The organism is Limnohabitans rimovensis (SeqCode) (assembly GCF_965234775.1).
In the GTDB taxonomy this organism is placed as follows: Bacteria; Pseudomonadota; Gammaproteobacteria; order Burkholderiales; family Burkholderiaceae_C; genus Limnohabitans; species Limnohabitans rimovensis.
Genome location: NZ_OZ248566.1, coordinates 106,769 through 128,576, shown reverse-complemented (window position 1 = coordinate 128,576; position 21,808 = coordinate 106,769). Strand labels below are relative to the sequence as shown.

Genomic DNA, 21,808 nt, shown 5'->3' with positions numbered 1-21,808 from the left:
CAATCAGTCCAAGGTTTGGCAATCGGGTCATTCGAAGGCGCGGGCCATGTCGCGCAATTGGGTGGAGCGCGCGCCGGAGCGGCAAAACGCCAACACCGGACCCGGTTGCTGACCCAACCACTGGGCAAAGGAGCGCGCTTGATCGGCGGTGATCATGCCCGCCACCACCGGCAAATAGGCATAGGTGAGTCCTGCCGCTTGGGCCGCTTGAGCCATTTGGGCGCTGGTGGGTTGGTCGGGTCCTCCCTCGCCGTCGGGGCGGTTGTTGATCACGCTTTGAAAACCCATGGCGGCCACGCTGGCCAAGTCTTCGGGCATCAATTGGCCAATGGTGGCGAATGTTTCGCTGTGCTGGGTGACGGGCAGTGACATGGTTTTCCTTTTGATCGGGGATGGACACAAGCGGACAATTTAACCCATGGGGTCAGTCGAAGGCCTGGGTGGATTGAGCGCGTTCGCGCAAAACGAATTTTTGGATTTTGCCAGTCGAGGTTTTGGGGATGGCCTCAAAGCGCACCTCGCGTGGCACTTTATAGCCCGCCAGCAAACTGCGGCAGTGCGCCACCAAGTCCTCAGCCTTGACCGCCGCGCCGGCCTTGAGTTCAACAAAGGCCAGCGGCGTCTCACCCCATTTGGCGTCGGGCTTGGCCACCACCGCACAGGCCATCACGGCGGGGTGTCGGTACAAGGCGTCTTCCACCTCCAAGGAGCTGATGTTCTCGCCGCCCGAGATGATGATGTCTTTGCTGCGGTCACGAATCTTCACATAGCGGTCCGGCTCCATCACCGCCAAGTCGCCAGTGTGAAACCAACCGCTTTCAAACGCCTTTTGCGTGGCGCCGGGGTTTTTCAAGTAACCCTTCATCACAATGTTGCCGCGAAACATGATCTCGCCCATGGTTTGTCCATCGGCAGGCACTTCTTGCATGGTGACAGGGTCCATCACCGTCATGCCCTCTTGCAACTCATAGCGCACCCCTTGGCGGCCATTCAGGCGCGCTTGCTCAGACACATCGGCATGGGCCCAGGCATCGCGCTTGACCGCACCAGCGGCGGGTCCATACACCTCGGTCAAGCCATACACATGGGTGATGTCAAAACCAATTTGGGCCATGCCCTCGATCATGGCCGCTGGCGGCGCAGCACCCGCCACCATGCCGCGCACCCCACGCGGCACGCCCTCGCGCAAGGCAGGGTCGGCTTGGATGATCAGGTTGTGCACGATGGGTGCGGCACAGTAATGGTTGACATCGTGCTCGCGCATGGCTTGCAAAATCGATGGGGCATCCACTTTGCGCAAGCACACATGGGTGCCGCCGAGCATCGCCACCGTCCACGGAAAACACCAGCCATTGCAATGGAACATCGGCAGAGTCCACAGGTAACGCGGAAAGTGCGGCATGGTCCAAGTGGCCGCGTTGCACACCGCGTTCAGGTAGGCGCCGCGGTGGTGGGTGACCACGCCCTTGGGGTCGCCGGTGGTGCCCGACGTATAGGAAACCGCAATCGCGTCCCATTCGTCGGTCGGGCCCTGCAACTGGGCCAACGGCGGGTGGGCTGCCAGCCACTCTTCGTAATTCAAGCTGCCCACGCGCTCACCCGCGCCGGTGTACTCGGAATCGCTCACATCGATGACGGTGACTTGACGCCCGTGCACCTCGCGGAGTGTTTTCAAAGCCGCGCCCATGGTGGGCGAAAACTCGGTGTCGGTGATCAGCACCATGGCCTCGCAATGGTTCATTTGCCAAGCGATCAAGTCGGCATCGAGCCGGGTGTTCAAGGCATTGAGCACAGCATTGAGCGCGGGCACGGCGTAATGCACCTCGACCATTTCTGGGGTGTTGGGCAGCATCACGCTGACCGTGGACCCCTTTCCCACACCCAAGCTTTGCAAGGCGGCGGCCAATCGGGCTGAGCGCTCACGCACCTGGGCCCAGGTGTAGCGACGCTGGCCGTGGATGACGGCGGGCAAATCGCCAAACACCTCGGCGCTGCGCTCAACAAAACTCACCGGCGAGAGCGGCACATGGTTGGCCGTGTTTTTGTCCAGGTGTTGTTCGTAAATGGATGCCATGGGTATCTCCTGCTTTTTATTTTCGGGTTCGGGTCAAACCTGATCCAAGGCTTGTTCAATGTCCCACAAGATGTCGTCGATGTGCTCCAAGCCCACCGACATGCGCACCATGTCGGGCAGCACACCGGCTTTGATTTGTTGCGCCTCGTCAAGTTGGCGGTGGGTGGTGGAAGCGGGGTGAATGATCAAGGTGCGGGTGTCGCCAATGTTGGCCAAATGGCTCATGAAGCGCGCCGACTCGATGAAGCGCACACCCGCAGGCAAGCCCCCTTTGACGCCAAACACCAGCAGGCCCGAACCGCCTGGCACGCCATCCACGCTGCGCATTTGCTTTTGCACCAAGGCGTGTTGTGGGTGATCGGGCAAGCCCGGGTAATGCACCCAACTGACCTTGGGGTGGTTTTGCAAATGCCGGGCCACCGCCAGCGCATTGCGGCAATGACGCTCCATGCGCAGCGGCAAGGTTTCAATGCCTTGCAAAATTTGCCAAGCACTGGTGGGCGCCAAGGTGGCGCCAAACACGCGCAGGTTTTCCATGCGCGCACGCATGGTGAAGGCAAAGTCGCCAAAGGTTTCCCAAAACTTCACCCCGTGGTAGCCCACCGAAGGCTCGGTCATGCCTGGGAATTTGCCGTTGTCCCACGGGAAACGCCCCGACTCCACGATCACGCCCGCCAAGGTGGTGCCGTGCCCACCCAGGTATTTGGTCGCCGAATGGATGACCACATCCGCGCCCCAATCGATGGGGTTGCACAAATACGGTGAAGCCACGGTGTTGTCGACCATCAAGGGCACGCCATGGGCATGGGCGACCTCGGCCACCCCCGCGATGTCAAGCACTTGCAAACTCGGGTTGCCCAGGGATTCGGCAAACACCGCCCGGGTATTGGCTTGCATGGCGGCGGCCACGGCGCTCAGATCGCTGGCATCGACAAAGCTGCATTCAATGCCAAACTTGCGCAGGTTCACCGCCAGCAAACTCACCGTGCCTCCGTACAAGGCCGATGCGGCCACCACGTGGTCACCGGCTTGCAGCAAGGTCGTCAAAGCCATGGTCTCAGCAGCCATGCCACTGGCCGAAGCCAGCCCGGCGCGGCCACCCTCTAAGGCGGCAACCCGCTCTTCCAGGGCCGCCACAGTGGGGTTGGACAGGCGCGAATACACATTGCCAAAGGTTTGCAGGTTGAACAAGGCGGCCGCATGCTCGGCGCTGTCAAACACAAAACTGGTGGTTTGGTAAATCGGCAAGGCCCGTGCACCGGTGGCGGCGTCCGGAATTTGCCCGGCATGGATGGCCAAGGTTTCAGCTTGAAAACGGTGCTCGGCCATGGCGTCAGTGGGGACGTTGGGCCGAGATGACCTGGGTGTTCACACCCGCCCAGTGCAAGCCACCAAAAAGACGCGCATGCTCGATCTTGACGCAGCGGTTCATCAACGAGTCACGCCCAGCTTGTTGCCACAGCGCGTCAGCCTCCATGTTGGCCACCCCCAGTTGCTGCCACAAACAGCGCACGCCCATGGCCAGTGCTTGCTCGGCAATGGGCAGCACGTCTTCGCTGCGGCGAAACACGTCGACCATGTCGATGGGCACATCAATCGACGCCAGGTCGGGAAAGCAACGCTGGCCCAAAACCTCGGTGTAGCGCGGGTTCACCGGCACCACGGTATAGCCCGCGGTTTGCATGTACTTGGCAGCGAAGTAACTGGGGCGGTTCCAGTCGGCCGACAAGCCGACCACGGCAATGGTTCGGCAGCTTTGCAAAATGCGGCGAAGTTCGGCGTTGGTGTGGTCCATGGTGGCTGTGAGTTTATGGGATTTATCATGCCCCACCCTTTGCCTTGTGATGGACCCCATTTGCCGACCCAACCCGCTCCCTTGTCACAGGCCGTGATCAATCGCCAAGGCATTGCGGCCATGTGCTTGGCCATGGCTTTCTTTTTGACCAATGACGCCTTGGTCAAAATGGCCAGCGTGCAGATTGGCATCTTTCAGTCCTTGTTCCTGCGCGGTGCGCTGGCCTCACTGATCCTGAGTGTGGTGGCCTGGCGCATGGGGGCGTTTCGCCTGCGCCCCGGCTGGTGCCACCCCACCGTGCTGTGGCGCGCTGGCATCGACGCCGTGGCCTCCCTGGTTTACATGGCCGGCCTGGTGCAATTGCCCTTGGCCAATGCCACGGCGATCAATTTGGCAGCGCCTTTTTTCATCACGGTGTTGGCGGTTGGGGTGCTCCATGAACGGGTGGACGCTTTGCGCTGGGGCCTGATCGTCAGCGGCTTTGTCGGCGTGCTGCTGGTGGTTCAACCCCAGATCGATGGCTTCAATGGCCATGCTTGGCTGTGCGTTCTCGGTACTTTTTTACATGCGGTGCGCGACCTGATCACCCGGCGCATTCCGGCGGGCATCCCGTCGGCATTGGTGACCCAAACCAATGCAGTGGCCGCCATGGCACTGGGTGGCGTGATGTGCCTGGGCCAACCATGGCAACCGGTGACAGGCCAGCCTGCCCTGTACTTGGGCCTGGCCGCCCTGTGCCTGTGCATGGCTTACTCACTCATGGTGCGCGCCACGCGCCAAAGCGAGTTGAGCGTGGTGGCACCGTTTCGTTACACCGGCTTGCTTTATGCCTTGCTCGCTGGCTACTGGTTGTGGGGGGAAATTCCCAACGCCTGGGCTTGGAGCGGCATCGCGCTGCTGGTGACCTCAGGCCTGGTGATGCTGCAACGCGAGCGCGTGCGCGCACCGGCGTGATCAGCCCAAGCGGCGCAGCGCAGTCGCCGCAATGGTGGCCGCGTCCACTTTGAAAAACTGACGCAATTGGCTGCGCGTGTCGCTGCGGCCAAAGCCATCGGTGCCCAAGGTGGTGTAGCTGCGCCCAGCCGGTACAAACGCACGAATGCTTTCGGGCACGGCGCGCACATAGTCGGTGGCGGCAATGATGGGTCCCGCGCCCAGCGCCAATTGCTGGGTGATGAAGGGCGTGTCAACCGATGCCGCACCAGCCAACTCAGCGGCTTCGCAGGCTTGGCCTTGCCGCGCCAACTCGCTCCAACTGGTGACGCTGAAAACATCCACCCCAATGCCCTGGGCCTGCAGCAGTTCTGCGGCTTTGATGACCTCATACAAAATCGCGCCTGAGCCCAGCAAGCTGACCCGGCGCGCCTGGTCCTGTGCTTTGGCGGTGGTGCTTTTGCCACCGGCCGCGGCGGCGACCGGTGACCCACTGGCAAAACGGTAGCAGCCGCGCAGCAAATCCGCCGACACGCCTTCGGGCAGATCAGGCTGGGCATGGTTTTCATTCATCAAGGTGATGTAGTAGAAAACGTCTTGCTGCTCAACCATCATTTCACGCATGCCTTGGTCCAAGATGACTGCGAGTTCTCCGGCAAAAGCGGGGTCCCAGGCTTTGCAATTGGGGATGGTCGCGGCCACCACATGGCTGGAGCCGTCTTGGTGTTGCAAGCCTTCGCCGCCCAAGGTGGTTCGCCCCGAGGTGGCTCCCAACAAAAAGCCCCGGGCACGCTGATCGGCAGCGGCCCATATTTGGTCGCCCACCCGCTGGAAGCCAAACATCGAGTAGTAAATGTAGAACGGCAACATGGCCAAGCCATGCACGCTGTAACTGGTGGCCGCCGCTGTCCAACTGGCCATGGCACCGGCCTCTGAGATGCCTTCTTCCAAAATTTGGCCTTCCAGGGCTTCGCGGTAGCTCAATACCGAGCCAATGTCCTCGGGCGCATATTTTTGGCCCACGCTGGAATAAATGCCCACTTGCTTGAACAAATTGGCCATGCCAAAAGTGCGTGCCTCGTCGGCCACGATGGGCACCACCCGGGGGCCCAGTTGTGTGTCTTTGAGCAAGGCACCCAGCATGCGCACAAAGGCCATGGTGGTGCTCATTTCTTTGCCGCCCGCTTGGGTGGCAAAGTTGGCGTAGCTGGCCAGATCGGGCACCGGCACGACCGCGCAGGTGGTCATCCGCTTGGGCAGGTAGCCGCCCAGGCTTTGGCGGCGCTGGTGCAAGTAGCGCATTTCTGCGCTGTCGGCGTCGGGCTTTAAAAACGCCAGCCCTTTGGCTTGCTCGTCGCTCAAGGGCAGCTGAAAGCGGTTGCGAAACTCGATCAAGTCGTTGTCGTCGAATTTCTTTTGGCTGTGGGTGGTCATCTTGCCCTGACCGGCACTGCCCATGCCATAGCCCTTTTTGGTGTGGGCCAAGATCACCGTGGGCTGGCCGGTGTGCGCCGCCGCCGCTTGGTAAGCGGCATGGATCTTCACCATGTCGTGGCCACCGCGCTTTAAGCGGTCGATTTGCTCATCGGTCATGCCCTGCGCCAAGCGCGCCAGATCGGGGTTTTGGCCAAAGAAGGTGTCGCGGTTGTAGCGCCCGTCTTTAGCGGCAAAGGTTTGCATTTGCCCGTCCACCGTGTTGGCAAAAGCCCGGGGCAAAGCCCCGGTGGTGTCGCGCGCGAACAAACCGTCCCAGTCGCTGCCCCAAATGAGCTTGACCACATTCCAGCCGGCGCCACTGAAGAGTTTTTCCAACTCGTCGATGATGCGGCCATTGCCGCGCACAGGCCCGTCCAAACGCTGCAAATTGCAGTTGACCACCCACACCAGGTTGTCCAAACCTTCGCGGGCGGCCAAGGTGAGCGCGCTCATGGATTCGGGCTCGTCCATCTCACCATCGCCAAACACACCCCACACCTTGCGCTCCACACCGTTGAGCAACTGGCGGTGTGCCAAGTAACGCATGAAGCGCGCGTGGTAGATCGAGCTGATCGGGCCAATGCCCATGGAGCCCGTGGGGAACTGCCAAAAATCGGGCATCAAGTAGGGATGCGGGTAGCTTGACAAGCCGCGTGCGCCCTCGCCCGTGCGCGCGTGTGGCGCACAAATTTCTTGCCGGTAATGCAGCAAATCGGCCTCTTGCAAACGCCCCTCCAAAAAGGCACGGGCATAAACACCAGGCGCACTGTGCGGCTGAAAAAACACCAAGTCGCCCAAGTCGGTGTCACTGCGGGCGCGAAAGAAATGGTTGAAACCGGTTTCAAACAAATCGGCTGCGCTGGCATAGCTGGCAATGTGCCCACCCAGTTCACCATAGGCCTGGTTGGCCCGCACCACCATGGCCAAGGCGTTCCAGCGCATGTAAGAGGCCAAGCGTTCCTCTAAGGCCAAGTCGCCTGGAAACACCGGCTGGCGATCGACCGGAATGGTGTTGACATAGGGGGTGACCAAGTCGGGCTGCCAACCGATGCGACTCCCACGCGCGAGTTGTGCCAACTCATCCAATATGAAGCGTGCGCGCTCTGGGCCATGGGTTTGAACCAGCGCGCTGAAGGCGTCTCGCCATTCGGCGGTTTCGCTGGGATCGGCATCGCCTACCAGGGCGGGCCAGGTGTTCATGTTCAGGGGTGTGGGTGCGTTCATGGCCTAAATATTAGGCCCAGGCGTGCAAAATTTTGTATTTAATTAAGGGTGAAATCCATTATTTACAGCATTTAATGCTTTAAATTTTGTATTATTTGGCACATGAAGCTAGATACCACCGATTTACGCATACTCGCCGAACTGCAAACCAATGGCGCTTTGTCCAATGTGGAATTGGCGCGCCGGGTGCATTTGTCCCCTTCGCCTTGCCTGGCGCGGGTCAAGTCCTTGGAGCACAACGGTGTGATCGACCGCTATGTGGCCCTGACCAACGCAGCGGCCCTGGGCTTGGGTTTGAATGTGTTCATCAGCATCAGCCTCAAAGAGCAAAGCAAAGCCGCCTTGGCCGAGTTTGAGCAGCGCATTGCCGAGCATGACGAAGTGATGGAGTGCTACTTGATGACCGGCGACTCTGACTACCTGATGCGCGTGGCCCTGCCCGATATTGCCGCGCTGGAGAAATTCATTCTCGAGCAGCTGACGCCGATTTCGGGCATCGAAAAAATCCGCTCCAGCTTTGCGCTCAAACAAGTGCGCTACAAAACCGCTTTGCCTTTGCCCGTGGTTTGAAGCGCTTTTGCGGCGGGCGGGGCACCCGCCGATTCACAAATCCAGCGTCAGCTCAGCGCCTTTGCAACCAGAACAGCAAATCATCATGGTTTTGTTTTGCGCTTGTTCGTTGGGCGTGAGGATCATGTCCTTGTGGTCCACTTCGCCACTGATGACACGGGTTTCACAAGCGCCACACACGCCTTCCATGCACGAGTAAGACACGCTCACGCCGTTGTCCAGCAAGGTGTCCAAAATGCTGGCCCCCGGGGCCACCATGAAGCTGCGGGCACTGCGCGCCAAGTGCACCTGAAAGCCGCCTTCGGGTGGCGCGGCGGGCGCCGCCGAAAAATGCTCCCAATGCACCTGCTCTGGTGGGCGTTGGCTGGCCGCGGCCTGGTAGGCCGCCAACATGGGTGCCGGACCACAGGCATAGAAGTGGGCGTCGGTGGGTGCGGCCTGGACGATGGTTGCCAAGTCCAGCATTTTTCCGCCGGGCTCTTGGTCAAAGTTCAGGTGCAATTGCCCCAATCCCCCGGAAGCGGCTTGCAAATCTTGCAAATGCGCAACGAAAGCTGCACGCGCACGGGTGCGGGCGCTGTAGTACATCACCCAAGGGGTTTGGCGCTGGTTGAGTTGCGCCGCCATGGCCACCAAGGGGGTGACGCCAATGCCACCCGCGATCAACACCACCGGGGCTTGGCCTTCGACCAAGGCAAAGTGGTTGCGCGGGGCTTGCACCTGCACACGGTCGCCCACCTTGAGTTGTTGATGGATCCAAGCTGACCCGCCCCGGCTTTGCGGGTCTTTTTGCACCGCCACCCAGTAGCGGTGAACCTCGCCGGGTGCATTCAACAGGGAATAACTGCGGGTCAGCCCTTGGGGCAGTACCAAGTCAATGTGGGCCCCGGCAGTGGCGGGGGGCAAAGGCGACAGGTCGGGGGCGCGCAGGTCGTAGGAGTGGACACCTTCGGCCTCCCAGGTGACCGATTTGACAAAAAGTTCAAGCATAAGAACAAGCATAACAAGCCCGCCCCTGACACAGGGCGCAGGCAAATAAAAACAACTGCGAAAGAAGGTCTGTTCAGCCCGCTTTGACGGCGGGTGCCACTGAGCGCAGCCAACGGGTGGCGGCTTGGCGGGTGATCAAGGGCTTGGCCGCGGCCAAAAAAGTCTGGGTATGGGCCCAGCCCATGTGCACCTTGAAGGCTTCTTCGCTGGCATACACCTCGTAGAGCAAAATTTTGCTCGGGTCTTCCATGCCGCGCACCACATCAAATTGGTAGCAACCGGCTTCATTGGCCACGGAGGCATGGGCGTTGATGTCGATCAAGCGGTTGAACTCGTCGAGGCACTCGGGCTTGACATCGAACTCCACCACCAAAACAAATTTATTCACGTTGCGCTTCCTTTATGAATCCAGCATTTTCATTGACCAGCGTGGACCACAAAGTCCATCGCCACCAGGGCTTCTCGGGGCAACTCCGCCACACCCACCAAAGAGCGCGTGGGCATGTGGGGTGCCTCAAAAAATCCCGCATAAACCTTCTCGAATCTGGCCCCAAACCGGTTCAACTGGCGCAGGTGCACAGTGACCGCCACCACCTGCTGGCGGGACAGGCCTTGGGCTGACAGCAGCTGGTCGAGGTTGCGCATGATCTGGCGCGACTGCTCTTCCACCGACTCGGCCAAGGCTTTGCTGGGGGTTTCCAAATCAACGGGCAATACCCCGTTGACCCATGCCAAGCCTGAAGCCAACACCAAGGCAGCGCCCACTGGGGCGCCGGGTGTATTCCCATGGGGAACAACTTTGCGGTTCATGATCTGTGGTCTCCGGTGTTTTTATTTGGCACCCACATGGGCCATGGATTGCAATATCTCGCGCACTTTTTTCTCGACAGCACGCTCCCGCTCGACGGGGGGCAAGGAGTCAAATTCAACAAAGCTCAGCGCCGCCTCGCGGCCAAATTGGGCCAGGCGTTGTGGGTCATCCAAGTCGACATCGTTGGGCACGCGCATGACCACCTCGTGCGCATAGGTGCTCACCGGCTTGTCGGTCGTCAATCGCGGCTGCGCCGGCACTTTTCCCTCGGCCGTGGTGCGGATGGCGTTGGCCAGCAAGCGGCGAAACAGCACCACACCGCGGTCGGTGCTGCCCAAGTGCTCGGCCTTGCGGTTGGCGACTGCGCCTTGGGTGACCACGGCATCAAAATCCCCAGGTTCGCGTTGGCGCTCGGCATGCGGCCGGTCTTGGGTTTGGCCAATGAAGGGGATTTGATCGACCCCAAAGTCGTCCCGGGTCATTTTGCGCACACCGGCGTTGTAGCTGTTGAGGTGGGCAAAGCCCATATAAAAAGAGTGGTGGTCGTCCACCGCCACCGCCCAACGGGTCAAGAAGGGGCGCAGACCCACGCTCTCTGAGTCAACGCGGTTGGCTCCATTGGGAAACTGGCCCATGTTGGGCAAGATGATGTCGCTGGAGCGCACAAACACATAGTCGCCCACCTTGCGCGTGGCCATCGACAAAAAGCCCAGCGGCGTTTCGGGGAAGTCCAATTGCGGCAACACCTTGAAGGCGGCAGAAAACTGTTGCCCCGCCACGATGGCATGCAAATAGGCGTTGTGAATGGGGTCTGATCCGTTCTCCACAATTTGCACCCAATTGCAGGGTAAGTTCATGCGAAATGGCACCACCTCGTTGTCGTCGGGGTTGTCCACGCAGTCGTAGATCGGAAACTCAGGCAGGTTGTCGACCGGGCCCATGTACGCAAACAACAAACCCTTCCACTCGTGCACGCGGTACGCGCCTTGCACAAAGTTGGACTTGATGCGGCTGGTGGGTGGCTCAGCAGGGGTGTCGAGCACCGTGCCGTCCACATCAAAGTGCCAACCGTGGTAACAACAGCGGATGCCGCGCTCGGCCACGATGCCGTATTCCAAAGAGGTGCCACGGTGGATGCAGTGGCGGTGCAGCAAACCCAATTGACCCGAACCATCGCGAAACACCACCAGGTCTTCGCCCAGCAAACGCACGGGCACAGGCAGGTCTTTGAGCTCAGAAGCCAGCAAAAAAGGGTGCCAATAACGACGCAGGTATTCGCCTCCGGGGGTGCCGGGGCCAACCTGGGTGATGAAACTGTCGTCGTTGGGCACAGGACGGTTGTGGTAGCCGCTGAAGGGCCTCAACTCGCGCGCCGATGCCGATTTGCTTGCTTCTGTCATGCGCTGTCTCCTTTGCGCGGCCATGCTATGCCAGACGCTTGATTAAGTCAATCAATTGATTTAGAGTCCGCGCATGATAGCGACCGCACCATCCGCAGAACCCGTGGCACCCAGCGAGTTGGGGCGAGGCCCGCTTGCGCGTGCGGCCTTGATTCGGGCGGGTGTGCAGGTGTTTGGTGAAAACAGCTTGGCCAGTGCCACGACCCGAGAAATTGCCCAGCTCGCCGGGCAAAACATTTCGGCCATCGCCTATTACTTTGGCAACAAAGAAGGCTTGTACTTTGCCGTGGCCCAGCACATTTGTGACACCTTGCTGGACCGCTTGGGGCCCTTGCTCGATGAGATTGAAGCCCAACTGGCGCAAGGACCGAGCGCGCCCGATGTGTACTTGCATTTGTTTGGGCGGTTGATAGGCGCAAGCCTGTCCACCCATCAAGAAATGCTGACCGTGACCAGCATCGTGGTCAAGGAGCAAATGCACCCCACCAAGGCCTTTGACATCTTGTACGAAGGTTGCCTGGAGCGTTTGCACCAAGTGGGCGCGCGCCTGATCGAGGCCTACACCGGTGAGCCCCCTGGACAACAAGAAACCGTGTTGCGCTTTCATGCTTTGCTGGGCCAAAGTTTGGCCTTTCGGTTTGCCCGAGAAACCGTTGTTCGGCGCGCAGGATGGACCGACATCGGCCCACCACAGGTCGATTTGATCGAGCAAGTGGTCACCGAACAAGTTTGCGACGCCTTGCGTGGTTTGCGCTGGCGCCGCCAAGGCGGTGACCCGCGTTGAGCGCGTGTGCATCGGCTTGACCGAATCTTTTTCCCCCTCTAAAAACCTTTCACTGGAGACCCACCCATGATCCGACGCCGCCTCACCCTGCTGGCCCTGTTGTGCGCGCCTTTGATGGCCTGGTCACAGGCTTACCCCAACAAGCCCATCCGCTTGGTGGTGCCCTACGCGCCCGGCGGTGCGGTGGACGCCTTGGCGCGACCGGTGGCGCAAAAGCTCAGCGAGATATTGGGACAACCGGTGATCGTGGACAACCGTCCTGGCGCCAATGCCACCTTGGGCGCGGACAACGTGGCGCGCTCCAGCCCCGATGGCTACTCCATCGTGCTGACCTCCATCGTGCATTACCTGGTGCCGTTTTTCTCGAAGAACGTGCCCTATGACACGATGAAAGACTTCACCCCGATTGCCCAAGTGGCGATCACCCCCAACATCTTGGCGGTGCATCCTTCGATGCCGGTCAACTCGATCAAAGAATTGATCGATTACGCCAAAAAGAACCCTGGCAAATTGTTTTACGGCACCACCGGCGTGGGCTCCACCCACCACTTGGGCGGCGTGCTGTTTGCGCAAATGGCCAACATCAGCTTGGAGCACCTGCCCTACAAGGGCGGCAGCCCCACCATCAACGACGCCCTGGGTGGGCAAATCCCGGTCGTCATCCTCACCTCGCCGACCATCTTGCCCCACGCCAAAGCCGGGCGCTTGCGGGCCTTGGGGGTGATTGAAGGCAAACGCGCCCGCTCTTCCCCCGATGTGCCCTCGATTGGCGAGACCGTGCCTGGCTATGCCGTGCCCGACACCTGGTTTGGCGTGCTGGGACCGGCCAACATGCCCAAGCCCATTGTGGACAGGCTGAATGCCGCATTCCGCCAAGCCATCAACACACCTGAAATCAAGCAGCGCTTGGAGGCCGGTGGCTATGAAATCACCGGAAACACCAGCGCTGACGAGTTCACCCAGTCGATCAAAGCCGACACCGAGGTGTTTCGCAAGATCGTGGTCTCGGCCGGGATCAAACCGGAATGAAGCGCCGACATCTGCTGGCCAGTGCGGCAGCACTGGGATTGAGCGGTACCAGCTGGGCCCAAAACTACCCCAGCAAAGCGGTGCGCCTGGTGGTGCCCTATGCACCCGGTGGTGGGCTCGATGTCTTCAACCGCCCCATGTCGATCAAGCTGGCCGAGTTGATGGGCCAATCGGTGGTGATTGAAAACCGCGCCGGCGCCTCAGGCGTCATTGGTGCCGATGTGGTGGCCAAATCAGCGCCCGATGGCCACACCCTGTTGAGCGCGTTTTCATCGCAAATTTTGCAGCCCCATGTGCTCAAAAGCGTGCCCTTTGACAACCAGCGCGACTTCACCCCGATTTTGGAAGCGGCACGCGCACCCATCGCCATCGTGGTCAACCCCGCTTTGCCGGTGCAGTCGATGAAAGAGCTGATGGCTTACGCCAAAGCCAACCCCGGCAAAGTGGGCTATGTGACCGCAGGGTCCAACACCTCGCAGCACCTCACGGGCTTGATGCTGGAAAAAGTCACCGGCGCGCAACTGATCCACGTGTCCTACAAAGGCGGTGGACCGGCACTGACCGATTTGCTCGGTGGTCAGGTGCAAATGGGTATTTTGGTGCTCGGGCCCATCATGCAGCATGTGCAAAGCGGCAAGTTGCGCGCGCTGGCGGTGATCGAGTCCAGCCGCGCCAAAGCTGCACCGCAAATCCCCACCTTGGAAGAGGCAGGTTTTGGTGGCGCGACCATGCCCGACACCTGGATCGGTTACTTTGGCCCACGCGGCTTGAGTGCGCCCATCACACGACAGCTCAATGGCTGGATCCAACAAGCCTCTCAGGCCAATGACGTGCGACCGCGCCTCGAAGCCGCTGGCTATGAAGTGGGCGGCGGCACGCCAGAGCAATTTGTTGACAAGATCCGCCAAACCAACGACAACTACCGCCGCATCGTGGCGGCCGCCGACATCAAACCCGAATAAACACCAAGGACACCCATGAAACTCGCCACCTTTATCGATGCCTCACAACACACCGTCATTGGCGCGGTCGACACCGCCAGCCAAACGGTGCTCGCATTGCAAGCTGCACACCGCCAGCACAAGGGCAGTGACAGCCCGTATCTGGTGGACATGCTGGCCCTGATGGACGGCGCCGAACCCGGCTTGGCGCTCGCCCGTGACATCGAACGCCTGGGTGCAGGTGCGGGCCCGCATCGCCATGCCCTGGCCAGCGTGAAGCTGCTCGCCCCCGTGCCTGTGCCACGGCAAATCCGCGACTTCAACAACGCCGAAGACCACATGCGCAATGCACCGGCCGGCATGCAAATGTTGGTGGCGCGCATGAAAGGCCAACCCGTGCCCGCACGCAGCGATGTGCAAGTGAGCATTCCTGACGTGAACTTTTCCCAACCCATTTTTTACATCAGCAACCGATTCAATGTGGTCGGTACCGAGGCCACCGTCGAGTGGCCCAGCTACAGCGAGTGGTTTGACTACGAGGGCGAGTTTGGCTTCTTCATTGGCAAGGGCGGCAAAAACATCAGCAAAACCGACGCCCCGAAGCACATTTTTGGCTACACGGTGTTCAATGATTTTTCGGCGCGCGACAAACAAATCCGCGAAATGGAAGGCCGCATGGGCCCGACCAAAGGCAAAAGCTTTGACACCGGAAATGCGATGGGCCCGTGGATCGTGACTGCCGATGAAATCCCCAATTCGCGCGACCTGAAAGTCCAAGTGCGCGTCAATGGCGAAGTGTGGGGCGATAGCTCAACGAGCAGCATGATCCACAGCTTTGAGGACATGATCGCCTACATCTCCGAATGTGAAACCTTGCATGTCGGCGAGTTTTTTGGCAGCGGCACCATGGCCGGTTGCTGCAGCCTGGAGTGCGACCGCTGGATGAAAGACGGCGATGTGGTCGAAGTCGAATTCGAGCGCATTGGCGTGCTGCGCAACCCGGTCAAACGGTTGAAAAAGTAAAACGCCGGCAGATCGGCCGGCACTTTGACGGGTCAGTTCAAACGCTCACACCCCGCCCGACACATCCACCACCGCGCCGGTGGAATAAGAAGACGCATCGGACACCAGCCAAGCGATGGCCTGAGCCACTTCTTCGGCGCGACCAGCGCGCTTCATGGGCACAAAGTCTTTGGCTTTGCTGGCGCGATCAGCGTCACCCGCTGCGGCGTGGATTTCGGTGTCGATCAGGCCGGGACGAACGGCGTTGACGCGCACACCTTCAGCGGCGACCTCGCGGGCCAGGCCAACGGTGAAGGTTTCGATGGCCGACTTGGAGGCCGCATAGTCCACCGCCATGCCCGGCGCGCCGGTTTTCACAAACGCAGTGGACAGGTTAACGATGCAGCCGCCCGCGCCACCATGGCGGGTGGACAGGCGCGCCACGGCCGCTTGCGCGCACATGAAGCTGCCCATCACATTGGTGGCAAACACCCGCTGAAAACGCGCCGCATCCATGCCCTCGACCCGCGCATAAGGCGCGACGATGCCCGCGTTGTTGACCAGCGCATGCAGGGGTGGGCATTCACGATCCACAAATTCAAACAGGGCCTGCACTTGGTCGGCTTGCGACACATCGGCGGCCACGCACCAGGCTTGGCCACCGGCGGCTTGGATGTCTTTCACCACCGCTTGGGCGGTGGCTTGGTTGCTGGCGTAATTGATGCAAATGGCATGGCCCTGTTGGGCCAGCAGACGGGCAGTGGCCGCGCCGATGCCGCGACCGCCGCCGGTGATCAGAATGGTTTTTTTCATGCCGCCGGACCCGCCACAGTGACACCTTGCACGCCATTGCGCTCGATGATTTGCGCGACCAGGCCCGAGGCCTTGGCCCGCTCGACAAAATCGCGTAAAAACGCCGCCGCCGCGCTGCCGCCCTTGGGCACACCAATGGCTTGGCCAATGGCGGTGAAGCGCCCATCCAAAATGCGCGAGCCCGGCAGCTTGGCCTGCTCTTGCACCAGACGCGGGCGCAGGCCCGACAAGGCCTCCAAACCTTGGGCCACAAACTCGTTGTAGGAAGCGTCCATGCTGGCCATTTGCACCAATTGCGCATGCTTCAAGCTGCGGCTCAGGTACAGGTCGTAAGCGCTTTTGTGCATGACTGCAATGCGCACCCCGTCGCGGTCGACATCTTCGATGCGCAGCAACGGTGAGTTGGCTGGCACCAGGTAGGTGGCTTCGATCTCCAAATAAGGTGCCGAAAAATCAATCACGTTTTGACGCGCAGGTTCGACCGCCAACAAGGCCATGTTCCACACACCGCTGTGTGCCGCATCGGCCATTTCACCGGGGGTGGCATAGGGGAAAAATTCGATGGGCACACCGATTTCTCGCGCCACTTCACGCGCCAAATCGGGCGCGATGCCCGTGGGGGCAAGGCTTGGGTCTTTCATGCTGACCAACAAAAAATTGGCCAGGTTCAAGCCCACTTTCAAGGTGCCTTGGGGGGCGAGTTCTGCGCGCACGCTGTCCATTGAGGGGGTCATGGTCGGTTCTTTCTGTGAACGAAGGTGTGAATCAAAAAAATCAGCGCCGCACCGACGGCCCCTCCAGGGGCATGCCGTTGGCGCGCACTTTCAAATACAGCTCCAGGCTGCGCAAAATCGCGCTGCCGGGTTCGGGCATGGCGGACTGTACGCCAGAGAAACAAGCCCGCAAGCGCCGGTCCATGCCGCCGGCTTGTTGCCACGACAAGCGGTAAATCGGAAAGCCGGTGGGATGTGCGGGGCTGATGGTGTCGCCACGCATTTGCGCGCCCACGCGGTCATCGTGGCAGTGGGCACACGACAGATTCATGCGGCCTTGACGGGTTTGGTATTGGTGGGCACCGGCTTGCCACTGGGCTTGCCAAGCAGCTGGTTGATGGGGCGGAGCTTGTACCGCGATGGGCTCGCCGCGCGCAGTGTGGTGCAAGGCTGCGCTCAGGGCCAACACGGTGTCATCGGGCAAGGCGCTGGCTGCGCCCTGGCGTTGCCGACAGACACCGATCTGATCTTCGATGTTGCGCAAGCTCTGGCCATCGGGGCTCAGCTTGGGGTGTTGGGCCACAGCTTTGCGCATTTGGCCGACAGCACCGTGGCAAGACTGGCAACTGGGGCCAGCGTTGGTTTGGCCCCAAGCCGCCAAGCCGCGCTCGACCCACAGGCTCATGGGGTTGGCCATGTCGTCGTCATTCATTTGACGCAGGCTGGGCGACAAAAAAGCCAAGCCGCTGATGCGCCCTTGGACATCTGGCAACGGATTTTTTTGCGAAGGGTTCACCGGCGCTGATGCGGATGCGGGTGGCGACAAAGCGGGCGGCACAGCAGGCGTTTGTGCAATGCCCGTGCGCAACTGCAAAGCCACAACCACCGCGTCAATTTGTTCGGGGCTCAACACCGCTTGGGCGGGTGCGGGTTGGCGCAAGCCAATCAAGCTGCCAAAAACCGGCATCAAGGTGTCGGGCCGCAGGTGGCGCGGATCGACCACCCATTGCTTCAACTGCGCCGCACTGTAGCGCTGCCCCACCCCGTCCAATGAAGGTGCAAAGGTGCTGGTGGACGCAGGTACCGCTTGCCAAGCATGGCAAGCGCCGCAATTGCCCAGGCTGCGGTCGGTGATGATGCGCCAGCCCAGGTCTGCGTTGGCCTGTGCTGCACTGTGCCCGCATGCCCACACCAGGGCCCACAAAGTCCAACGGATGACGGCAAGCTTTGCCAGCCAAACTGCCCGGGTCACAAAGTCCTCTGTATCTCGGCCACATCGTTCCACACCTCTTGGCGGGTGAGGAGGTTGTTGACCACTTCAAAGCGGTCAATGAAGCGAATGCCTTCAAATGCACGGCCATCGTTCCACACACCAAACAAAGTGCCGCTGCAATACACCACCGTGGTGTCGCCTTGCCAACATTCGTCAAAGCGCTCGTAGCGTTTGGCCACCGAGCGGTAGCGCGGTTTGCCCCACTCGATCAACTGCTCCAAGCGGTGCATCACCGCCGGGCCTGGAAAAACCATTTCAAAGCCTGGGGCCAAAAACGCTTGGGCCTCGCCCAGCTTGCGCGCTGCCATGGTTTCCAAAAAACTTTGTACCCGCGCACTGGCGTCGGGCACCACTGCAGCACCCCCAGCATAGACTTTGCCATCGCGCCGATAGGTACTGGCCTCGTTGATGAACACGGTGGTTCCCGCATCGCTGGCAGCAATCACCGAACGGGCGGTGTCGGCCAAGCGCTGCACCAAGCGGTGCTGGGTCTCAGCCGGGTAACCCGGTAACAAGGTCACTGTGATCACTGGCATGAAATAACTCCTCAGAAAAAAACGTCACAAACCCATGGGGCTCACACCCACCAACCAGGCATGGGCTTTGAACAAAAACACCGCATACAACACCACACCACCCATCACCGCCACCAAAGTGGCGCGCATCTGCGGCACCACCGGTGGCAGATTGGCAGCGCGGTCACGGGCCCGGGCAGCGCGAAAACACAGCACCGCCCAGAGCAAAAATGTGCCGAACAAAATCACATCTTCCAAATTGCCGTTGGCCAGCAAATGGGCCAATGCCCACACCTTGACGCTGAGCACCATGGGGTGACGCATCCGGACTTTGAGGTGGTTGCCCGGCACATAAGCGGCCACCATCAGCACCGATGCCAACAGCATCAGCAAGGCCGCACCATGGCGCGTGGCCACGGGTGGCACCCACAGCACGGTGGGTGTGCTTCGGGCCAGGTCATAGCCCCAGCACAGCAGCACAAAGCCCGCCAAAGACACCAAGGCGTAAAGGCCTTTGAAGGTTTTTTCACCAAAGCGCTCGATTTGCTGGCTGCGCCAACCCTCGGCAAACACCCGCACGGAATGCGCACCCAAAAACAAAACCAGCCCCAAAAGCATCCATGTCATGGCGTTTCTCCTGCCCCGACCACCGAGGCACCACAGCCCATGATACGCAAGCGCTGATCAGACCCTGCCATTGGGTTCACACCCCAAAAGCGGCCAAGCCGCCATCGGGCTCGAATCGCTGGTTCACAAAGCGCAGTCGGGTGGGGCCGGGCATGGCTTGCGTGCCCACACTGTGGCGTGGGTCGCCGGGGTAGCAAATCACCCGCGTGCCGTTGTCGTCAAAGGGCTGGGGTTCAACCAAGTGCGGGCCACGCTGGGCCGCATCGTGGAGCACCGCATCCACATGTTCAAACCGCGCCAAATGGACCAGGCTCATGATTTGCGGTGGGGCCATCTCCATCTGCCCCGCCCAGTAACGGTGCAAGGCGTCGCGCGGGGTCATCCACACGCTCTCAGTGGCCTCCACATTGTCGTGGCCCGCCTGTTGCCCTGCGGGTGCGCGGGCGACAAAAAAGCGGGTGTCAAAGCGTTTGTTGGTGACGGAGGGCACGCGCGGCGTGATCCAACGCGACCACGGCCACAAGGCCTCACACTGCAGTTGCAAATCGTGGCGGTGAATCAGGTCGGCAAAGGCCCCTTCTTCATGCCGCAAACCATCCCAATGCAAGCCTTGGGCACCGCCCTGTGCAAACAGCACGCCACACTCTTCGAACGATTCGCGCAAGGCCGCCACCCACAGGCTGGCAGCGGTATCGGTGCTCACATCGCTCTCGCGCAAACGCTGGTGCAACACATCGGGGGCGTGGTCGAGCCGCGCATGCAAGCCAGGGTCAGCGTCCAGGCGGTCCAACTTGCCGCCAGGAAAAACAAAAACACCCCCCAACACAGCCGAGGCACTGTGGCGGCGCAACAAAAAAACCTCCAGGCCTGCAGCGCCATCGCGCAGCATCACCACGGTGGCGGCAGGGATCGGGGGGGCAGTGACTTCGATCGAATTGATGTCCATGCGATCCATTCTGTCATGGCCCAGGCACAGCGGCTGTCACCTGCGCGAGTGGGCACGGGCACAATGGCGGGCCTTGTCACTGCACCCCACCATGGCCAACCACACCCCCGATCGACCCAAAGCCACCAGCCCCCAATCGCTGTCGGGTTTGAAACCATTTCTGCGCCCCTACACCCCCGTGATTGCCGCAGCGGCCTTGTTTTTATTGCTGGCCGCGGGGGCGACCCTGGCCTTTCCATGGGCACTGCGCCAGCTCATCGACGGCGGCCTGGCCAGCAGCGCGCAAGGCCAAGCGGATGGCTTGGCCGCCGACTTTGTCTGGCTGTTTGCCGTGGCCGTGGCCTTGTCGGTGTTTTCCGCGGCGCGTTTTTATGCGGTCAGTTGGCTGGGCGAGCGCATCACCGCCGATGTGCGGCAAGCCGTCTACGCCCATGTGTTGCAACAAAGCCCCTCTTTTTTTGAAACCACCCAAACCGGCGAGGTGCTGTCGCGACTGAGCGCCGACACCACCTTGGTGCAAACCGTGGTGGGCTCGTCGCTGTCCATGGGCTTGCGCAATGCGGTGATGGGATCGGGCGCTTTGCTCATGCTGGTGTGGATGCGGCCTTGGCTGATGGTTCAAGTCATCGCGGTGCTGGTGCTGATTGTGTTGCCCAGTGTGTGGTTTGGGCGCCGGGTGCGGCGCTTGTCGCGTGCCAGCCAAGACCGGGTGGCCGACACCAGCGCCATGGCGTCCGAGGTGCTCAACGCCATCACCGTGGTGCAAAGCCATGGCGCTGAAGCGCGCGAGGCGCGCCGCTACGAGGTCTCGACCTTGAACGCCTTCACCACGGCCGTGCGCCGGGTGCGCGCCCGCGCCTTGTTGGTGGGTTTCATCATTTTGGCCAGCAGCGCAGCCCTGTTGTGGGGCCTGTACCAAGGCACCTTGGCGGTGTATGCGGGCAGCTTGAGCGCGGGCGAGTTGGGCCAAATCATTGTGTACGTGATCTTGCTGGCCAGTGCCTTTGCGGTGCTGGGCGAGGTGTATGGCGACTTGTTGCGCGCTGCGGGCGCCACCGAGCGTTTGATGGAGTTGCTCCACACCCAGTCTGCGGTGGCCTCACCGGCCCAGCCGCAACACGCCCCGTGGCCCGAGGCCGGGTCCACCTTGGCCTTGCAAGGCGTGGGCTTTCATTACGCCTCGCGCCCCCTCATCCCAGCGATTGACCAACTCAACGCACAAGTCCACAGCGGACAAACCGTGGCGGTGGTCGGTCCCAGTGGCGCAGGCAAAACCACGCTGTTCGATTTGCTACTGCGCTTTCACGACCCGCAGCAAGGGCAGATCGAGATTGATGGTGTGCCCATCCACCGCATGGGCTTGCACGACTTGCGCGCACGCATTGGCATCGTGCCGCAAGAGCCGGTGATTTTTTCGGGCACGGCGTGGGACAACATCCGCTACGGCAGACCCGAGGCCAGCGACGCCGAGGTCATCGCCGCCGCCCAGGCGGCCTATGCGCACGAATTTTTGTCCGAGCTGCCCGAGGGCTATGACAGCTTTTTGGGCGAGCGCGGTGTGCGCTTGTCGGGGGGTCAGCGCCAGCGCTTGGCCATCGCCCGCGCCATCTTGAAAAACCCACCGCTGCTGCTGCTCGATGAAGCCACCAGCGCCTTGGACGCACAAAGCGAGCGCATGGTGCAAGCCGCGCTCGAGCGCGCCATGACCAACCGCACCACCTTGGTCATCGCCCACCGTTTGGCCACGGTGCAAAAGGCCGATGTGATTTGGGTGCTCGATCGCGGCCGCTTGATCGAGCAAGGCACCCACGCCCAACTCATCGCCCAAGGCGGGCTGTATGCCAGCTTGGCAGCCTTGCAATTTCAAAGCAGTTGATTGCCCCCGCAGCTTG

At 60.9% G+C, this 21,808-nt stretch carries 22 protein-coding genes; 7 read left to right on the top strand and 15 right to left on the bottom strand.

Features of this window, described 5'->3' with window-relative positions; all coding sequences use genetic code 11:
* Positions 1-27: 27 nt before the first annotated feature.
* Genes AC8GFZ_RS09450 through AC8GFZ_RS09435 form a run of 4 tightly spaced genes read right to left on the bottom strand, consistent with a single transcriptional unit; the run spans position 28 to position 3,869 of the window.
* On the bottom strand, positions 28-372 hold the full coding sequence (locus tag AC8GFZ_RS09450; RefSeq protein ID WP_506644629.1) for a protein tyrosine phosphatase family protein: 345 nt from the start codon (positions 370-372) through the stop codon (positions 28-30).
* A gap of 52 nt (positions 373-424) precedes the next feature.
* A complete protein-coding gene (locus AC8GFZ_RS09445; protein ID WP_506644628.1) occupies positions 425-2,074 on the bottom strand; it encodes an acyl-CoA synthetase in 1,650 nt (549 codons plus the stop codon).
* Positions 2,075-2,107: 33 nt separating this feature from the next.
* Entirely contained in the window at positions 2,108-3,403 is a 1,296-nt protein-coding gene (locus AC8GFZ_RS09440) for an O-acetylhomoserine aminocarboxypropyltransferase/cysteine synthase family protein (protein WP_506644627.1), read from the bottom strand.
* A 4-nt stretch (positions 3,404-3,407) separates the two neighbouring features.
* Positions 3,408-3,869, bottom strand: a complete 462-nt coding sequence (locus AC8GFZ_RS09435; protein ID WP_506644626.1) for a CoA-binding protein — start codon at positions 3,867-3,869, stop codon at positions 3,408-3,410.
* Positions 3,870-3,896: 27 nt separating this feature from the next.
* Here AC8GFZ_RS09435 and AC8GFZ_RS09430 point away from each other — a divergent pair, with 27 nt between their 5' ends.
* On the top strand, positions 3,897-4,823 hold the full coding sequence (locus AC8GFZ_RS09430; protein WP_506644625.1) for a DMT family transporter: 927 nt from the start codon (positions 3,897-3,899) through the stop codon (positions 4,821-4,823).
* Here the strand turns inward: AC8GFZ_RS09430 and mdeB are convergent, their stop codons facing one another.
* Complete coding sequence (gene mdeB / locus AC8GFZ_RS09425; protein WP_506644624.1) at positions 4,824-7,502, bottom strand: alpha-ketoglutarate dehydrogenase; 2,679 nt, start codon at positions 7,500-7,502, stop codon at positions 4,824-4,826.
* 102 nt (positions 7,503-7,604) lie between these two features.
* Between mdeB and AC8GFZ_RS09420 the strand changes: the two genes are divergently transcribed.
* Positions 7,605-8,072 carry an Lrp/AsnC family transcriptional regulator gene (locus AC8GFZ_RS09420; protein ID WP_506644623.1) on the top strand — a complete coding sequence of 156 codons (468 nt, stop codon included), beginning with the start codon at positions 7,605-7,607 and terminating at the stop codon, positions 8,070-8,072.
* Between the two features lie 33 nt (positions 8,073-8,105).
* On the opposite strand, the gene AC8GFZ_RS09415 is transcribed toward AC8GFZ_RS09420, so the two are convergent.
* The 4 genes from AC8GFZ_RS09415 to AC8GFZ_RS09400 all read right to left on the bottom strand — a co-directional run bounded on the left by AC8GFZ_RS09415 (position 8,106) and on the right by AC8GFZ_RS09400 (position 11,273).
* The gene (locus tag AC8GFZ_RS09415; protein WP_506644622.1) at positions 8,106-9,062 is read right to left on the bottom strand and encodes a PDR/VanB family oxidoreductase; all 957 of its coding nucleotides are present in this window, start codon (positions 9,060-9,062) and stop codon (positions 8,106-8,108) included.
* Positions 9,063-9,135: 73 nt separating this feature from the next.
* The gene (locus AC8GFZ_RS09410) at positions 9,136-9,450 is read right to left on the bottom strand and encodes a putative quinol monooxygenase (RefSeq protein ID WP_506644621.1); all 315 of its coding nucleotides are present in this window, start codon (positions 9,448-9,450) and stop codon (positions 9,136-9,138) included.
* 29 nt (positions 9,451-9,479) lie between these two features.
* Positions 9,480-9,872, bottom strand: coding sequence for a RidA family protein (locus tag AC8GFZ_RS09405; RefSeq protein WP_506644620.1), 393 nt, complete (start codon positions 9,870-9,872; stop codon positions 9,480-9,482).
* A 21-nt stretch (positions 9,873-9,893) separates the two neighbouring features.
* On the bottom strand, positions 9,894-11,273 hold the full coding sequence (locus AC8GFZ_RS09400) for a Rieske 2Fe-2S domain-containing protein (RefSeq protein ID WP_506644619.1): 1,380 nt from the start codon (positions 11,271-11,273) through the stop codon (positions 9,894-9,896).
* A gap of 73 nt (positions 11,274-11,346) precedes the next feature.
* Here AC8GFZ_RS09400 and AC8GFZ_RS09395 point away from each other — a divergent pair, with 73 nt between their 5' ends.
* From AC8GFZ_RS09395 to AC8GFZ_RS09380, 4 genes are all read left to right on the top strand, one after another.
* On the top strand, positions 11,347-12,057 hold the full coding sequence (locus AC8GFZ_RS09395) for a CerR family C-terminal domain-containing protein (RefSeq protein ID WP_506644618.1): 711 nt from the start codon (positions 11,347-11,349) through the stop codon (positions 12,055-12,057).
* A gap of 66 nt (positions 12,058-12,123) precedes the next feature.
* Entirely contained in the window at positions 12,124-13,086 is a 963-nt protein-coding gene (locus AC8GFZ_RS09390; RefSeq protein ID WP_506644617.1) for a Bug family tripartite tricarboxylate transporter substrate binding protein, read from the top strand.
* A complete protein-coding gene (locus tag AC8GFZ_RS09385; protein ID WP_506644616.1) occupies positions 13,083-14,048 on the top strand; it encodes a Bug family tripartite tricarboxylate transporter substrate binding protein in 966 nt (321 codons plus the stop codon). Before AC8GFZ_RS09390 ends, AC8GFZ_RS09385 begins: the two co-directional genes overlap by 4 nt.
* A gap of 15 nt (positions 14,049-14,063) precedes the next feature.
* Positions 14,064-15,050, top strand: a complete 987-nt coding sequence (locus AC8GFZ_RS09380; RefSeq protein ID WP_506644615.1) for a fumarylacetoacetate hydrolase family protein — start codon at positions 14,064-14,066, stop codon at positions 15,048-15,050.
* A gap of 45 nt (positions 15,051-15,095) precedes the next feature.
* Here AC8GFZ_RS09380 and AC8GFZ_RS09375 read toward each other — a convergent pair whose 3' ends face one another.
* The 6 genes from AC8GFZ_RS09375 to AC8GFZ_RS09350 all read right to left on the bottom strand — a co-directional run bounded on the left by AC8GFZ_RS09375 (position 15,096) and on the right by AC8GFZ_RS09350 (position 19,916).
* Positions 15,096-15,842 carry an SDR family oxidoreductase gene (locus AC8GFZ_RS09375; RefSeq protein WP_506644614.1) on the bottom strand — a complete coding sequence of 249 codons (747 nt, stop codon included), beginning with the start codon at positions 15,840-15,842 and terminating at the stop codon, positions 15,096-15,098.
* Positions 15,839-16,576: a transporter substrate-binding domain-containing protein gene (locus AC8GFZ_RS09370; RefSeq protein ID WP_506644613.1), complete on the bottom strand. Its 738-nt coding sequence runs from the start codon at positions 16,574-16,576 to the stop codon at positions 15,839-15,841. Before AC8GFZ_RS09370 ends, AC8GFZ_RS09375 begins: the two co-directional genes overlap by 4 nt.
* A 40-nt stretch (positions 16,577-16,616) precedes the next feature.
* Entirely contained in the window at positions 16,617-17,807 is a 1,191-nt protein-coding gene (gene soxA, locus AC8GFZ_RS09365) for a sulfur oxidation c-type cytochrome SoxA (RefSeq protein WP_506644612.1), read from the bottom strand.
* On the bottom strand, positions 17,804-18,364 hold the full coding sequence (locus AC8GFZ_RS09360) for a tautomerase family protein (protein ID WP_506644611.1): 561 nt from the start codon (positions 18,362-18,364) through the stop codon (positions 17,804-17,806). The genes soxA and AC8GFZ_RS09360 overlap by 4 nt, the downstream gene beginning before the upstream one ends.
* 24 nt (positions 18,365-18,388) lie before the next feature.
* Positions 18,389-18,970 (bottom strand): NnrU family protein, encoded by a 582-nt coding sequence (locus AC8GFZ_RS09355; RefSeq protein ID WP_506644610.1) that lies wholly within the window; start codon positions 18,968-18,970, stop codon positions 18,389-18,391.
* Between the two features lie 76 nt (positions 18,971-19,046).
* The gene (locus AC8GFZ_RS09350) at positions 19,047-19,916 is read right to left on the bottom strand and encodes an NUDIX hydrolase (protein ID WP_506644609.1); all 870 of its coding nucleotides are present in this window, start codon (positions 19,914-19,916) and stop codon (positions 19,047-19,049) included.
* A gap of 91 nt (positions 19,917-20,007) precedes the next feature.
* Between AC8GFZ_RS09350 and AC8GFZ_RS09345 the strand changes: the two genes are divergently transcribed.
* A complete protein-coding gene (locus AC8GFZ_RS09345; protein WP_506644608.1) occupies positions 20,008-21,792 on the top strand; it encodes an ABC transporter transmembrane domain-containing protein in 1,785 nt (594 codons plus the stop codon).
* Positions 21,793-21,808: the final 16 nt, after the last annotated feature.

Coding starts and splice junctions, on each gene's coding strand:
- AC8GFZ_RS09385 (WP_506644616.1), top strand. CDS start 13,083: ATGAAGCGCCGACATCTGCTGGCCAGTGCGGCAGCACTGGGATTGAGC.
- AC8GFZ_RS09400 (WP_506644619.1), bottom strand. CDS start 11,273: ATGACAGAAGCAAGCAAATCGGCATCGGCGCGCGAGTTGAGGCCCTTC.
- AC8GFZ_RS09420 (WP_506644623.1), top strand. CDS start 7,605: ATGAAGCTAGATACCACCGATTTACGCATACTCGCCGAACTGCAAACC.
- AC8GFZ_RS09405 (WP_506644620.1), bottom strand. CDS start 9,872: ATGAACCGCAAAGTTGTTCCCCATGGGAATACACCCGGCGCCCCAGTG.
- AC8GFZ_RS09445 (WP_506644628.1), bottom strand. CDS start 2,074: ATGGCATCCATTTACGAACAACACCTGGACAAAAACACGGCCAACCAT.
- AC8GFZ_RS09440 (WP_506644627.1), bottom strand. CDS start 3,403: ATGGCCGAGCACCGTTTTCAAGCTGAAACCTTGGCCATCCATGCCGGG.
- AC8GFZ_RS09350 (WP_506644609.1), bottom strand. CDS start 19,916: ATGGACATCAATTCGATCGAAGTCACTGCCCCCCCGATCCCTGCCGCC.
- AC8GFZ_RS09380 (WP_506644615.1), top strand. CDS start 14,064: ATGAAACTCGCCACCTTTATCGATGCCTCACAACACACCGTCATTGGC.
- AC8GFZ_RS09390 (WP_506644617.1), top strand. CDS start 12,124: ATGATCCGACGCCGCCTCACCCTGCTGGCCCTGTTGTGCGCGCCTTTG.
- AC8GFZ_RS09435 (WP_506644626.1), bottom strand. CDS start 3,869: ATGGACCACACCAACGCCGAACTTCGCCGCATTTTGCAAAGCTGCCGA.
- AC8GFZ_RS09375 (WP_506644614.1), bottom strand. CDS start 15,842: ATGAAAAAAACCATTCTGATCACCGGCGGCGGTCGCGGCATCGGCGCG.
- AC8GFZ_RS09370 (WP_506644613.1), bottom strand. CDS start 16,576: ATGACCCCCTCAATGGACAGCGTGCGCGCAGAACTCGCCCCCCAAGGC.
- AC8GFZ_RS09345 (WP_506644608.1), top strand. CDS start 20,008: ATGGCCAACCACACCCCCGATCGACCCAAAGCCACCAGCCCCCAATCG.
- AC8GFZ_RS09360 (WP_506644611.1), bottom strand. CDS start 18,364: ATGCCAGTGATCACAGTGACCTTGTTACCGGGTTACCCGGCTGAGACC.
- mdeB (WP_506644624.1), bottom strand. CDS start 7,502: ATGAACGCACCCACACCCCTGAACATGAACACCTGGCCCGCCCTGGTA.
- AC8GFZ_RS09395 (WP_506644618.1), top strand. CDS start 11,347: ATGATAGCGACCGCACCATCCGCAGAACCCGTGGCACCCAGCGAGTTG.
- AC8GFZ_RS09415 (WP_506644622.1), bottom strand. CDS start 9,062: ATGCTTGAACTTTTTGTCAAATCGGTCACCTGGGAGGCCGAAGGTGTC.
- AC8GFZ_RS09430 (WP_506644625.1), top strand. CDS start 3,897: ATGCCCCACCCTTTGCCTTGTGATGGACCCCATTTGCCGACCCAACCC.
- AC8GFZ_RS09450 (WP_506644629.1), bottom strand. CDS start 372: ATGTCACTGCCCGTCACCCAGCACAGCGAAACATTCGCCACCATTGGC.
- AC8GFZ_RS09355 (WP_506644610.1), bottom strand. CDS start 18,970: ATGACATGGATGCTTTTGGGGCTGGTTTTGTTTTTGGGTGCGCATTCC.